The sequence below is a fragment of the Pseudoalteromonas sp. SG41-1 genome (assembly GCF_014164575.1).
Taxonomy (GTDB): domain Bacteria; phylum Pseudomonadota; class Gammaproteobacteria; order Enterobacterales; family Alteromonadaceae; genus Pseudoalteromonas; species Pseudoalteromonas rhizosphaerae.
On the sequence record NZ_JACJFL010000029.1, the window covers coordinates 1 to 14,041 of the forward strand.

Genomic DNA, 14,041 nt, shown 5'->3' on the forward strand with positions numbered 1-14,041 from the left:
GGCGTGAGCAGGACGCGGAAGCTTTGCTCGGTTTTTACTTAGCCCACTAGGTTACAAACCTCGCGCCGCGATTAAATTGCCCCTAGTTTGAACAAATATTAATCCGCAAAGGTCAACAGACCCTAAGTTAATACAAAGAAAAAGTGGTTTACCACTTTTTCTTTGGTGCAAAAAGTACGTCTAAATCGTCTTGTTCTTGCTCTGCTTTTTTCTTCAGTGCTGTTGCATTAGATGCTTTAAGCTCTGTGCTTATTGCTTCTAAATAACCTTCGAGCTCTTGGCGTTTAGTGGTTATATAGTCATCGCTATAAGCGACTGCAGATACAGTAGCGTAGGCTTTTTCAAAGTATTGGCGTGCAGAACCGACCATATTCGCAGAGCGTGCGGAGATACCTCGTTTAATCTGGCTTTCAATATTAATTCGTAATTGGAGTTTTTCTAAGCGCTTGTCTTCAGCAATAAAAATTTGGCTGTCTACTTTCCCTTTGCCATGCTCTGAACGAAGTACTGCGCGTACTTTCTTAATACCTTGGATTAGTGCTATTAATTGCTTGTCGTTATCGGGTAACACTAAATTTTCTAAGTTAGTGGTGTCGATTGAGTCTCCTAAACGTTCTTTTGCTTCCTTTAAGCGATTCTTTAACTCTTTCGAATTGGGTGATAGCTGCACCATAGCGACTAAAGCATCATGAATACGCCGTTGTAGAATACGTAAAATATGTTCTGACATAGGGATGTTTGCGCTATTTAATAGAACGTCTTCTGATTCTTCAATGATTTTTTTTTGTTTGGTTAAGTCTTTGCGGCGTTCTGTTTCTTGTTTCTCTTTATGCTGTTGTACCGCACTGACCCAGAGGGCAATGACAATCAGTGCAACAATCAACATAATAATAATAGAAACGATCATGGTTTAGGTCTCAAATTTCACAAACTAATAATTTTAATCTTACATTAAATATATGCTAACAGGATAGTTTTGCGCGGCTTATGTAAAAAAGAATTCACTTTCTCATCATTTATTACTATCTGCGTATGATATTTTTTCATTTTGAGCATCAGCTTAAAAGATGGCTACCTCAAGGCGAGGGATTATGCTAGCCTAAGCAGATAACCTTATAAATACGATTCCAGACAGCCTTTTTCTATTGTTAATCAGAAAAAACTTGGCTTGACGCGATGTAGCATTTATAAATAAGCAGTATAACTACACTAAAAAATGCAGCCATGAAATTACAACAACTCAGATACATCGTCGAAGTCCAAAATCATAAACTTAATGTTTCAGCAACCGCTGAAAGTTTGTTTACCTCACAGCCAGGTATTTCTAAGCAAGTACGTATGTTGGAAGATGAGTTGGGCGTGCAGATTTTTGGGCGAAGTGGAAAACACTTAACCCATGTTACCAGCGCGGGCACTGAAATAATTAATATTTCCCGTGAAATCCTTTCTAAAGTAGAGGGTATTAAAGCGGTTGCAAATGAGCATACACTACCTGATCAAGGTAAGTTGAATATTGCCACCACACATACCCAAGCACGGTATGCACTGCCAAGTGTGATCCAAGGATTTATGAAAAAGTACCCTGCGGTGTCATTGCACATGCACCAAGGTACGCCGCAGCAAATTTCTGATGCTGCTGCTCGTGGCGATGCTGATTTTGCAATTGCCACTGAAGCACTACATTTATATTCTGATTTAGTGATGTTACCTTGCTATCACTGGAATCGCAGTATTGTGGTGGCAAAAGACCATCCACTAGCTAAAAAAGCAGAGTCGCTAACCGTTGCCGATATTGCCCAGTATCCACTTATTACTTATGTATTTGGTTTTACTGGCCGTTCAGAACTTGATAAAGCATTTAATGCGCAGGGACTTGAACCACACATTGTATTTACTGCAACTGACGCCGATGTGATTAAAACCTATGTACGCTTAGGTTTAGGTGTGGGTGTTGTAGCATCAATGGCGATTGATCAAATTGCAGATACCGATTTAGTGTGTATTGATGCCAGCCATTTATTTGAAGCCAGCACCACTAAAATTGGCTTTAGAAAAGGCAGCTTTTTACGTACGTATATGTATGACTTTATAGAGCGTTTTGCACCACATCTGACCAAAGAGCGGGTTGAGCGAGCGAGTTTACTACGTAATCAAGATGACGTAGATAAGCTGTTTGAAGATATAGAATTACCGGTTAAGTGACTTTAATCTGTTGAAAACAAAAAAGCCGCATATTGCGGCTTTTTTAATGACTATAAACCTAACACTCAATTATATTTACCGCTAAGCCACCGCGAGCGGTTTCTTTATATTTAGTTTTCATATCGTTACCAGTATCAAGCATGGTTTTAATAACTTTATCCAATGATACTTTTTGCTCGCCACTGCCACGAATAGCCAAACGCGATGCATTTATTGCTTTAATAGCTCCCATAGCATTACGTTCAATGCACGGCACTTGTACTAATCCACCGACAGGGTCGCAGGTTAACCCTAAGTTATGCTCCATGCCAATTTCCGCGGCATTTTCTACTTGTAATACACTGCCACCGACAATTTCAGTCAGTGCACCAGCAGCCATTGAACATGCGACGCCAACTTCGCCTTGGCAACCAACTTCAGCACCTGAAATTGAGGCATTCTTTTTATATAAGATGCCAATTGCGGCGGCAGTTAATAAATAACGAGTTGCAATATCGCGGTCTATTTCTTTAATGAATGTGTGGTAGTACATTAATACCGCAGGTAAAATACCTGCTGCGCCATTAGTTGGTGCTGTAACTACACGGCCACCTGCAGCGTTTTCTTCATTAACAGCAAGGGCAAATAAATCCACCCAGTCCATTGCGCGAAGGGGGTCATTGCTGACTTCAATATTGAGCTTTAAGTACAGGCTAGGGGCGCGACGTTTTACTTTCAAACCACCAGGTAAAATTCCTTCGGTGCGCATACCGCGTTCAATACAGGCTTTCATTACTTGCCAAATATTGAATAGTTCATCTTTTATTTCATCTTCTGTGCGTAAGGTTTTTTCATTTTTCATCATCAAGCTTGATACGCTATAACCTGACTCCTTACACATTTCTAATAATTCTTTGGCACTGCCAAATGGAAAGGGGGCTGGGTTTTCTTCACGGACAGTGAGCGCAGCTTGTTTTTCGTTTTCAAATTCTTCATCGGTAACAATAAAACCGCCGCCAATTGAATAGTAAACTTTACTATGGAGTTTTTCGTCGCCTTTAAAAGCAATGATCTCCATTGCATTTGAGTGTTTTGGCAAAGTTTTACGACGGTGGAATACAATCGCTCCTTGTTTTGGAAACTTTGCTTGATGCACTTGATTTAAGTGGATCACTTGTTCATTTTCAATTTTAGCGAGAATATCGTCTACTAAATCGGCATCAATGGTTTCCGGATCATAACCCGCAAGTCCGAGGATAACTGCTTTGCCTGAGCCATGGCCGATACCTGTTTGTCCCAATGAGCCATATAGCTCAACTTTAATGCTGGTGACATCGGTTAACAAGTTTTGTTGTTGTAGTTCGTTAACAAATAAACGCGATGCGCGCATTGGGCCGACGGTGTGTGATGATGACGGGCCAATGCCAATACTAAACATATCGAATGCACTGATCATAATAACTTTACTCTACTTTTACTCAGCACGATTGCTGCCTTTGAACGGTCGCACATAATAACGCGTAATTGTACCCTTGTAACCCTTTGCAATAGAGATTTAAACTGGTATGGCAAGCTGTTTTGTAAAGTTTTTTATAATGCTAGCAGTGGCTCCCCAAAGTAGTCCGTAAGGAGTTGAAAAACCTTGTAAAGTAATAGTTTTGCCAAAGCGATGAAAAGGTAAGGGTTGCCAATTGTTTACATCAGCGAGTGCGCTGACGGGCAGCAAAAAACTGGCGGCCACTTCATTTTGATCTGCATGCCAATGTGTATCTGGGGCTAATACACCAACAAACGGTGTAATCGTAAAGCCGGTAAGAGTAGAGTAATCGCCTAATTGACCGATGACAGTGACATTTGATGGGGCGATATTTAGCTCTTCACTTAGTTCACGCAGTGCAGTATGGCGTAAGTTTGCATCGCTCAACTCATGCTTACCGCCTGGTAAGCAAATTTCCCCAGGATGGTGATTTAAGAACATTGGGCGTTTGCATAGTAATATGTGCGCGCTGTTATCTACATCAATCAGCGGTAACATAACGGCACTGGCTCGTTGAGGACGTTGTTTAAAATGTCTCTTATCAGCTGGCTGTATATACTCATTGGCAGGCGCAGTTAGCTGAAAACGAGCCATAAGCTGTTTGCTATTCACACAGGTTACTTCAATAAAGGTAAGATTTTATTTACTTTATCGTAAGTTTCTTGGTATTCCAAATCCACTTGTGAATCAGCAACAATGCCGCCGCCAGCCCAACAATAAATATGCTGTTTGTGACACACTAAAGTTCGGATGGTAATACTGGTATCCATATTGCCACAAGCGCTTAAATAACCGATTGAACCACAGTAAATACTGCGCCGATGCGGTTCTAATTCTTCAATGATTTCCATCGCACGAATTTTGGGTGCACCGGTGATTGACCCTCCCGGAAAAGCAGCATACAACTGATCAACCGCAGTTTTATCGTCAGCTAACTGCGCTGTCACGGTACTGACTAAGTGGTGTACTGCAGGAAAACTCTCAATCGCAAAGAGTGACGGGACTTGCACGGTACCAGGTTTGGCAACTTTACCTAAGTCGTTGCGCAGTAAATCAACAATCATCACATTCTCAGCGCGATCTTTCGCTGAATTTTGTAATCGAGTTGCTTGTAACGCATCTTCTTTTTTATCAAGACACCGTGGCAGCGTTCCTTTGATTGGCTTGGTTTCAACCTGATTATCATTAATGGCAATAAAGCGCTCAGGGGAAATAGATAAAATAGCGCCATCAGGATGATTAATAAAACTTGAAAATGGTGCTTTGTTAGCTTCGCGCAAAGTACAATAAGCATGCCACGGTGAGCCTTGATACTGCGCTGTAAAACGCTGTGCTAAGTTAATTTGATAACAATCGCCACTTTTTAAATATCCCTGAATTCTTGCAAACTTAGCGCTGTATTGTGCGCGGCTCATATTTGATGACCAGCCTCGGGTGATTTCAAATGGCGAGGTAATTGGAGAGGCGTGAGCTAACTCCTGTAGATACATTGCTGATCTATCAACATCAGGCTGTGCGACATAAAACCAACTGTGCAGCTTTTTATCATAGATAAGTGCATCCAGATAGAGACCAATAGCTAGTTGTGGCATATCGATATCATCGATAGCTTGGCTGGGAAGTTTTTCAATGACTCGGCCAAGGTCGTAACCAAAATACCCGAGCCAGCCGCCACTAAAAGGTAGGTTAGGCTTAGTTTTACTGCTATCTAGAGTATTTAGCTGTGCTTTAATGATGCTAAAACAATCTTGTTCAGTTGCCTTGTCATCAATAAACGTGTGGTTATTTTTAACTTCTAGGCGCATTTTTGGCGCAATAGCAATCAGATCGTAACGACTATTTATATGGTCGCTGTTGGCTGAATCCAGCAGAACGGCATAAGGTAAATGGGCAAAATAGGCGAAAACCTCTAGGCAGTTGAGCGAAATGTCTAATTGAATACAGGTTTTTTGTTGCTTTATCATCTATTTTTTTACCCTGAAGAACTGGCTCGAAACGGGCTAGGAGGGTATCATAAGTTATAATTTTTTGGCAGCGTTTAGTGACGTTGCCTAAGCGCTGTACAAACCACCGTCACTGGTTTGGCCTAGTTTACGTGTTCTCACGTAAAGGTAATTTAAGGAACCCCTATGAGTACAATTCGTCAGCAAGACTTTATTGATAGCATTGAAGATGCATTGCAGTATATTTCGTTTTATCATCCACTTGATTTTGTTCAAGCGCTCGAAAAAGCCTATAACAAAGAACAAAGTAAAGCGGCAAAAGATGCCATTGCGCAGATTTTAATTAACTCGCGGATGTCGGCAGAAGGCAAACGTCCTTTGTGCCAAGACACAGGTATTATTACTTGTTTTGTGAAAGTAGGTATGGATGTTAAGTGGGACAAAACAGATTTAACCGTACAGCAAATGGTTGACGAAGGGACGCGTCGTGCTTATTTGAATCCAGATAATCCATTACGTGCATCTATTGTTGCAGATCCTGCAGGTAGCCGTAAAAACACCAAAGATAATACGCCTTCGGTCGTGCACATTGATTTAGTGGCAGGCGGCAATGTTGAAGTAATGGTGGCAGCAAAAGGCGGCGGCTCTGAAAATAAAAGTAAAATGGTGATGCTTAATCCATCTGATGATGTGGCTGAATGGGTCGAAAAGACCTTGCCGACCATGGGCGCTGGTTGGTGTCCACCAGGCATGCTAGGTATAGGTATTGGCGGAACGGCAGAAAAAGCCGCAGTAATGGCAAAAGAATCACTTATGGATCCAGTTGATATCCATGAGCTTATGGAACGTGGCGCAGAAACCACCGAAGAGAAACTTCGTTTAGAAATATTTGAGCGCGCAAATAAGCTCGGTATTGGCGCACAAGGCCTTGGCGGTTTAACAACAGTGGTTGATGTGAAAATAAAAACCGCACCGACTCATGCGGCCTCAAAACCTGTGGTTATGATCCCTAATTGTGCGGCGACTCGCCATGTACATTTCACATTAGATGGTTCAGGTCCTGCAAACTTAAAAGCGCCAAAACTTGAAGATTGGCCAGAAGTCACATTTGAAGTGGGTGAGGGCACGCGTCGTGTTGACTTAAATACGCTAACTAAAGAAGACACGCATGAATGGAAAATGGGCGAAACAGTATTACTGTCAGGGACTATATTAACTGGTCGTGATGCAGCGCATAAACGTCTGCAAGATATGATCAATTCTGGTGAAGGGTTACCTGCAGGTGTTGATTTTGATAATAAGTTTATTTACTACGTTGGCCCAGTTGACGCGGTACGTGATGAAGCAGTGGGCCCAGCGGGTCCTACAACAGCAACGCGGATGGATAAATTCACTGACATGATGCTAGAAAAAACTGGCATTATTGGCATGATTGGTAAAGCGGAACGTGGCCCTGCAACAGTTGAGTCTATCAAAAACAATAAATCTGTGTATTTGATGGCCGTAGGTGGAGCAGCTTACTTAGTATCTAAAGCAATCAAAAAAGCCCGTGTAGTGGCATTTGAAGATTTAGGTATGGAAGCTATCTATGAATTTGAAGTAGAAGATATGCCAGTCACTGTCGCAGTGGATAGTGAAGGCGCAAATGCGCATACCCAAGGCCCAGCAATTTGGAAAGCTAAAATTGCAGAGTTAGACGCTAAATTAAAATAAGTATTCGCTTTATTATGCGGTATTTGAGTTTTCTCAGATACCGCTTATCAGCTCTGACCAGTTGGATGTAAACCACCTAACCTCCCGCAAAGACCCATCATTACTCTCTTGTTGCTGTTTATTGCATTGTAATTTAAACTTTACAATAATATTTAAATTGACGTTCACGTAAACGTTATCATGCTATATTTTTAGTTAAGTTAATTAACTATTCTAAAAAGTGACTATTTTTGAATTTAAAATGTTTAAAATTGCGATAATTTAGCTTGTTCATTACGGCGCCTGATATTGATAGGTTTTATCATCTCATATAGTGGCAAGCTGTAATATGAAGTGGTAGAGTCTCGGCAATTTCAGCGTGCATACCCTCTCACGGGTTACAAATTTCGGAGTAAGATAAAGTGGCTGTGTTCAATCGAGTTGATTTTGATAACCACGAACAAGTGGTTTTTTGTTCAGATAAAGAATCAGGCCTTCGTGCAATTATTGCCGTTCATAATACTAATTTAGGTCCTGCTGTTGGTGGTTGCAGAATGTGGGATTACGCAAGTGATGACGACGCTGTTGTCGATGCGCTTCGTTTATCAAAGGGTATGACCTACAAAAATGCGGTAGCACGTTTACCATTTGGTGGTGGTAAATCTGTGATCATTGGAAATGCCAAAGAAATTAAGTCTGAACAATTATTCCGTGCATTTGGTCGCCAATTAGAGCGCTTAAATGGTAGTTACTATTCCGCTGAAGATGTAAACATCACCTGTGATGATGTGGCTATCATGAATAAAGAAACTAACTATGTATTAGGCCTTGAAGGTAAAAGTGGTAACCCATCACCATTTACAGCGTATGGCACATTTTTAGGAATTAAAGCGGCGTTACAACATCAACGTGGTCACCAAGACTTGAGTGGCATTAAAGTGGCAGTACAAGGCTTAGGCGCTGTTGCTTATGGCTTGTGTAAACATTTGCATGACGCGGGTGCGACCTTGTTTGTAACTGATATCAACCAAGTGGCAATTGATCGAGTCGTGAATGATTTTGCAGCGACTGCTGTAGGCATTGATGAAATATACGACCTTGATGTCGATGTATATGCACCGTGTGCACTTGGTGCAACAGTAAATGATGCGACTATTCCACGCATTAAAGCGACAATTATTGCTGGTTGTGCAAATAACCAATTAGCCGAGTCTCGTCACGGTGAGATCATTCGTGAAAAAGGTATTTTATACGCACCAGATTATGTGATTAACGCAGGTGGTATTATTAATGTTTATTATGAAACAGCGCCAGAAGGTTACAGTGCTGAGGCATCAAATAAACATGTTGAGGGGATCTTCAAAACCTTAACTGAAATTTTTTCGCGAAGTGAGAAAGAGCAAAAATCAACGCATTTGATCGCAGACGAACTCGCACAAGAGATCATCAAAAACGGTTTATAATAAACGCGTTATAGGCGTGCAATTGCACGCCTTTACATTATTCAGTAAATCCCTCACGATACGGTCATCCTGACCTGTATAGTTTTTAAAGATATGACGCCCATCGATTTAGCCACATGGCCACGCGAACAACATTTCTCACTGTTTAAAGAGTTTACGCAACCCTACTTTAATGTATGTGTACAATTAGATATGGGGGCGTTGTATCAGCATTGTAAATCACAGCAATGCTCTTTTTTTCATGCCTATATCTATGCGACATTGCAGGCAAGTAATACTTATCAACCAATGTTACTGAGGATCATTGACGGTGTACCTTGGCAACTAGCTGCTCAACGTGCCAGTGTTGTAGAGCTTGCTGATGATGATACCTTTAGGTTTAGCTACTTTTCACAACAAGCTACGTTGAACGACTTTCAAATACATGCAAACAGAGTTAGCTTAGCGGCAAAGCAACAGCCATTATTCTCAACTGCTTTTGCGCAAACCGAAGGTCAGACTGATTTGATCCATATTTCGGTTTTACCGTGGTTGAACTTTACAAGCTTCTCTCATGCACATACACAAGGTAATCATTTCGGCATTCCTAAATTAGTGTTTGGACAGTTTGATGCACAAAAGGGGACAATGCCTATCTCAATAGATGTGCACCATGCATTGATGGATGGTTTACATGTAGCGAAGTTTATTGAACAGCTGCAGCAGAGTATAGACGCTCTGTGTGCTTAGCGTGGCCGTAAACGAATTGTGTTATTTAGTTAATGAAAATAAAACTCAGACTATGTTAGTATAATTCATATACAAGAAAACATAATGATAGTTAACTACTGGAAAATCATTATCTATTTAATTTGCGTTCATGCTAAGTTGTTAGCTCGCCATAATTACGAAGGCGTTTAGTATAATGATTCGTTTAGGTCTTTGCTTTTTCTTTTTTGTTGTTTTTAGTTGCTTTGCTGCTGAGCAAACCCGCTTACCTCTTAATGACTACTTTGCTGAAACCTGGAATACCCGTTCTGGTTTGCCTCATAATAGTATCAATAGCGTGGTACAAACAAATGATGGTTACGTGTGGATTGCCACTTGGGAAGGATTAGCCCGATTTAATGGCCGAGAGTTTAAACTGTTTACACGTACGGAAATAACTGGTTTACCAGATTCTGGTTTACGTAGTTTAGCCCCACAAGCTGATGGCGGTCTATACATAGTGGGCGCTCGAGGGGGGATCAGTCATTTATATCAAGGGCAATGGCATGCCAAGCCAAATGCGACTGCGATGGTAAATCACGTATTAAAAACGCCTTCAGATGAAACTTGGTTAGCCCTTGAGGGCCAAGGTGTTGTATATCGAGAGTTTGATAGTGCGCCGGACACGGCGATTTTAGAAAACCTCAGTGCTTATCGTCTAATAGAAGACAATGCAGGTATTATCTGGGTTGCAACCAGCAATGGCTTGTATCAAATTAATAATAAAACAGCGCGTTTAATCACTCCCGATTCCGGTTTACCACAAAGCCCAATATACACCTTGTATTTGACCCGCCAAGGTGAGCTCATAGTCGGCAGTGAACAAGGTGCATGGAAACAGGTAAACAACCGTTTTATCAGTATTCATGCTCAACTTGAAAATGAGGCTATCTCAAGTATTTTACAAGATGACCATGATGATCTTTGGTTTGGTACGATCAATAAAGGGGTGTTTCGATTAAGCCCGTTAGGACTTGAACAACTTGATGCTGACGCTGGTTTACCTGCAAATCGGATTTTATCGTTATTACAAGATCGTGAAAATAGTATTTGGGTTGGCACAAATGGCGGTTTATACCGATTGCGTGAAGCCGCTTTTTCGACTTGGACCACAAAACGAGGGTTGACAGGTGATTATGTCCGTACCGTGTTGTCGCATTCTGATGGTAGCTTATGGGTAGGCAGCAGCCTTGGTTTAAATCGCATTGAAGATAATAAAGTAAACACATTCCCTCCTGCTTATGGGAATGATCCGTTATCGGTTTTAAGTTTAGCCGAAGATGCGCAAGGTCAAATTTGGCTCGGGACCTATACTTCAGGTTTGATGCGGATTATCAATGGTAAAGTTTATCCTGTTCTGGATCGTCAAAATGGCTTAGCCAGTAATGAAGTTAGGGCGTTGTTATTTGATAGTGCAGGGCGCTTATGGGTGGGAACTGCAGCAGGTTTGACACGAATAGACGTGGATGGCTCTCTGAAGCAGTTTTCAAGTACAGATGGTTTACCTGGTGATTTTATTATAGCCCTTAGTGAAGACAATTATGGCAATGTATGGATTGGAACCGGCGTTGGAGTAGCATCTTTTAGCCCAAATTTAGAAAAATTTACGGCTAAAGTGTTTCCTGCCCATTTTGATGCTGAATATGCTTTTGGTTTTTATGCTGAATCTGAATATATTTGGATGGCGACAGACCGTGGTCTTGTCCGGTGTCATATCCCAACTGGAGAAATGAGTATTCTTGGGCGTGAACAAGGCTTGCCAGTTGATAAGTTGTTTCAAGTTGTGGCACAGGGAGATTCGTTTTGGTTATCTAGTAATCGCGGTGTGATCCAAGTAAATCAAAAACAGGTCAAACAGCGGCTAGCGCAGTTAGCACAAAATAATGCGTTGCCAATCCAGTATCAGCTATATGATGAAGGAGATGGCATGCTAAGCGCTCAGGCTAATGGCGGGTCTAATCCTTCTGCAGTGCTGCACAAAGATGGCAGTATTTGGATTGCTACAGCGCAAGGGGCAAGTACTATCGTCCCTGAACGATTAAAGCAAGCTACAAAGAAAACATTACCGACAATTATTGAGGCAATGTATGTAGATGGCAAAATGACCCCCTTGGTGCAGCAAGATGAAGAAATTATTTTACCGCTTGGTGTTTCGCGGCTCTCTTTTCATTATGCTGGCCTAAGTTTTATTATGCCTCATCGGTTGAATTACCAGACCCAATTGACTGGTTATAATAATGTGTGGGTTAATCGTAATCAATTAACCATTACGGAATACACTAATTTACCACCGGGAAAGTATACTTTTAAGGTACGTTCGGGCTACCCTAATGGGCAATGGCAAAATAATGATAAAACCTTAACGTTTGTGATTCAGTCATATTTTTGGCAAAAAACTACTTTTAAAATAATGGTTTTTATCGGTTTATTAGCATTAGTCTACGGGCTTTATAGATACCGGCTTTATCATTATAAAAAAATAGAGATAGAGCTGATTAAGCGGGTTGAGCAACAAACTAATGATCTGCAACAACAAACAGATGCCTTTGCTCATCAAGCAACCCATGATCAACTAACTGATTTACCAAACCGTCGTGCCTTTGACTGTTGGCTTGCGGACAATTTTGCTGATTTTAAACAGCATGGTTCACCTCTCGCTATTGCGATTATGGATATTGATCATTTTAAGCGAATTAATGATGGGTGGTCACATATTGTTGGCGACCGTGTAATTTGTGTGGTTGCTCATATGCTAGGAGAGCTCAATGAGAGTGATGATAGTCAAGTTGCTCGCTGGGGAGGTGAAGAATTTACATTACTATTCCCTCATAAAACCGCGCAACAAGCCGCTCAATTATGTGAAGAATTACGTGTGCAAATTGCAAACTACGATTTTTCAAACATCGCTAGCGGGTTATCGGTAACGGTTAGTTTTGGAGTCGCTGATTCATTGGCAGTTAATGACTATGACAGGTTACTGGCGCAAGCTGATCAAGCGCTTTATCAAGCAAAAAGTAATGGGCGAAATCGAGTCGAAGTTATAACACTCTAAAAGTTATAGTAGAGTATTTAGGAAAACACGCTACAGGCCATTGCTTTTCGGGTACATAATATATACTAATACATATATTAAAACATTTTATTAACATTTAATTGGGTTTGATGCTATACCTTTTGTTCCCGTTTTGGGGTCTTTTGATGTGAACAGAAGGAACAAAAGATGAAAAGTAAGATGATATATGTAGCATTAGCAGGTGTTTTAGGTGTGTCGCCAGCGGTGTTTGCACAAGGCCATAAGCAGAATGATTTTAACTTTACTGCACAGTCCATTGAGTCACTTAAGTTAACCTCCTTGGTGGCTGTGGACGATACTCAGTTTGTGTTCAATAATGACTTGTTGCGTGAAGATTGGGATAATTTCTTTGCTCTGCATGCGCCAGTACTGGAAGATAAAAAAGAGCGTGTTTTGCACTGGGCAGGTTATACAAGTATCAACGCTAAAGTTATCTTAGCCTTGATTGAGCTGCAAAGTGGCTTACTTTCTGATCCTGACGCAGATCTTAATAATGCTTTTGCAGGTTTATCGGACGAACACGGTTTTGATGCCCAGCTAGAAGATGTGGTAATGATGTTAAGTCAACGTTTTTATGCATATAAACAGTGGCAAGATAGCCAAGCCACCCCGGAAACATCAAAGTATGCGGGCGAGGAAATCACGAATAGAGTCAATACCAACAGCAGTACTGCAGCGACAGTAGCATTGGTCAGTGTTCTTAAAAAACAAGCATTAAGCAAAGATAATGTTAATTTCGCTAAGAGCGATCTGACCGGCTTTTTAGCGACGTTTGAGCGTCTATTCCCTGATAGTCGCGCTCAGTTACAAAGATCCTCTAAAAGTGCACTACAAAGTAGCAATCAGCAGTTTGCTGCGGCTAGTTTTTCAATGAACTTACCATGGTCATCAGGTTATTATTGGTACAGCGGTGGGGCTCACTCTAATACTGGCTCTGGTTATCCATATTCATCGCTTGATTTTAATAATGGCTCTGGTGGTTGGGGCGCAAATACACCATATGTTCAAGCGGCGCATGGTGGTACTATCACACGTTTTTCGTCATGTAATATCCGCGTAACGCATTCGAGTGGTTATTCAACCAACTATTATCATATGTCTAATCTGCAGTATAGTAGCGGTGATTTTGTGCAGCCAGGTGCATGGCTCGGTCGTTATGCGAACAATTATTACCAAGCACTATGTGAAGGGGGACAATCATCAGGTCCTCACGTGCATTTTACTTTGTTGTATAACGGCCAGCAGGTGTCATTACATAATCAATATATTAGTGGTCATCGTATTGATGTCGGCAATAGCAACTACGATGACAATTGTAATAACTTTTACTTTGAACGTAATGGCTACCGTACTTGTGCTTGGGACCGTTTATATCGTTAATATAATTGATTTTACGAAATAATAT

The 14,041-nt window shown here is 41.2% G+C and carries 10 protein-coding genes; 6 read left to right on the forward strand and 4 right to left on the reverse strand.

Features of this window, described 5'->3' with window-relative positions; translation table 11 throughout:
• Positions 1-148: 148 nt before the first annotated feature.
• The gene (locus H5203_RS14915) at positions 149-907 is read right to left on the reverse strand and encodes a hypothetical protein (RefSeq protein WP_145241049.1); all 759 of its coding nucleotides are present in this window, start codon (positions 905-907) and stop codon (positions 149-151) included.
• 317 nt (positions 908-1,224) lie between these two features.
• Between H5203_RS14915 and cysB the strand changes: the two genes are divergently transcribed.
• Positions 1,225-2,202: an HTH-type transcriptional regulator CysB gene (gene cysB / locus H5203_RS14920; RefSeq protein ID WP_145241047.1), complete on the forward strand. Its 978-nt coding sequence runs from the start codon at positions 1,225-1,227 to the stop codon at positions 2,200-2,202.
• A 58-nt stretch (positions 2,203-2,260) separates the two neighbouring features.
• Here the strand turns inward: cysB and H5203_RS14925 are convergent, their stop codons facing one another.
• The 3 genes from H5203_RS14925 to pabB all read right to left on the reverse strand — a co-directional run bounded on the left by H5203_RS14925 (position 2,261) and on the right by pabB (position 5,682).
• Positions 2,261-3,637: an L-serine ammonia-lyase gene (locus H5203_RS14925; RefSeq protein WP_145241045.1), complete on the reverse strand. Its 1,377-nt coding sequence runs from the start codon at positions 3,635-3,637 to the stop codon at positions 2,261-2,263.
• Positions 3,638-3,736: 99 nt separating this feature from the next.
• Positions 3,737-4,312 carry a CoA pyrophosphatase gene (locus H5203_RS14930; RefSeq protein ID WP_145241043.1) on the reverse strand — a complete coding sequence of 192 codons (576 nt, stop codon included), beginning with the start codon at positions 4,310-4,312 and terminating at the stop codon, positions 3,737-3,739.
• Between the two features lie 23 nt (positions 4,313-4,335).
• The gene (gene pabB / locus H5203_RS14935; protein ID WP_182778731.1) at positions 4,336-5,682 is read right to left on the reverse strand and encodes an aminodeoxychorismate synthase component I; all 1,347 of its coding nucleotides are present in this window, start codon (positions 5,680-5,682) and stop codon (positions 4,336-4,338) included.
• 165 nt (positions 5,683-5,847) lie between these two features.
• Between pabB and H5203_RS14940 the strand changes: the two genes are divergently transcribed.
• The 5 genes from H5203_RS14940 to H5203_RS14960 all read left to right on the forward strand — a co-directional run bounded on the left by H5203_RS14940 (position 5,848) and on the right by H5203_RS14960 (position 14,016).
• On the forward strand, positions 5,848-7,374 hold the full coding sequence (locus H5203_RS14940; RefSeq protein ID WP_145241038.1) for a fumarate hydratase: 1,527 nt from the start codon (positions 5,848-5,850) through the stop codon (positions 7,372-7,374).
• Between the two features lie 401 nt (positions 7,375-7,775).
• Positions 7,776-8,816, forward strand: a complete 1,041-nt coding sequence (locus H5203_RS14945) for a Glu/Leu/Phe/Val dehydrogenase (RefSeq protein WP_182734943.1) — start codon at positions 7,776-7,778, stop codon at positions 8,814-8,816.
• A 93-nt stretch (positions 8,817-8,909) separates the two neighbouring features.
• On the forward strand, positions 8,910-9,545 hold the full coding sequence (locus H5203_RS14950; RefSeq protein ID WP_182734942.1) for a CatA-like O-acetyltransferase: 636 nt from the start codon (positions 8,910-8,912) through the stop codon (positions 9,543-9,545).
• A 175-nt stretch (positions 9,546-9,720) separates the two neighbouring features.
• Positions 9,721-12,615, forward strand: a complete 2,895-nt coding sequence (locus H5203_RS14955) for a ligand-binding sensor domain-containing diguanylate cyclase (RefSeq protein WP_182819924.1) — start codon at positions 9,721-9,723, stop codon at positions 12,613-12,615.
• A 168-nt stretch (positions 12,616-12,783) separates the two neighbouring features.
• Complete coding sequence (locus H5203_RS14960; RefSeq protein ID WP_182819925.1) at positions 12,784-14,016, forward strand: M23 family metallopeptidase; 1,233 nt, start codon at positions 12,784-12,786, stop codon at positions 14,014-14,016.
• The last annotated feature ends 25 nt before the right edge of the window (positions 14,017-14,041 follow it).

Coding starts and splice junctions, on each gene's coding strand:
- H5203_RS14940 (WP_145241038.1), top strand. CDS start 5,848: ATGAGTACAATTCGTCAGCAAGACTTTATTGATAGCATTGAAGATGCA.
- cysB (WP_145241047.1), top strand. CDS start 1,225: ATGAAATTACAACAACTCAGATACATCGTCGAAGTCCAAAATCATAAA.
- H5203_RS14930 (WP_145241043.1), bottom strand. CDS start 4,312: ATGGCTCGTTTTCAGCTAACTGCGCCTGCCAATGAGTATATACAGCCA.
- H5203_RS14955 (WP_182819924.1), top strand. CDS start 9,721: ATGATTCGTTTAGGTCTTTGCTTTTTCTTTTTTGTTGTTTTTAGTTGC.
- H5203_RS14915 (WP_145241049.1), bottom strand. CDS start 907: ATGATCGTTTCTATTATTATTATGTTGATTGTTGCACTGATTGTCATT.
- H5203_RS14960 (WP_182819925.1), top strand. CDS start 12,784: ATGAAAAGTAAGATGATATATGTAGCATTAGCAGGTGTTTTAGGTGTG.
- H5203_RS14950 (WP_182734942.1), top strand. CDS start 8,910: ATGACGCCCATCGATTTAGCCACATGGCCACGCGAACAACATTTCTCA.
- H5203_RS14925 (WP_145241045.1), bottom strand. CDS start 3,637: ATGATCAGTGCATTCGATATGTTTAGTATTGGCATTGGCCCGTCATCA.
- pabB (WP_182778731.1), bottom strand. CDS start 5,682: ATGATAAAGCAACAAAAAACCTGTATTCAATTAGACATTTCGCTCAAC.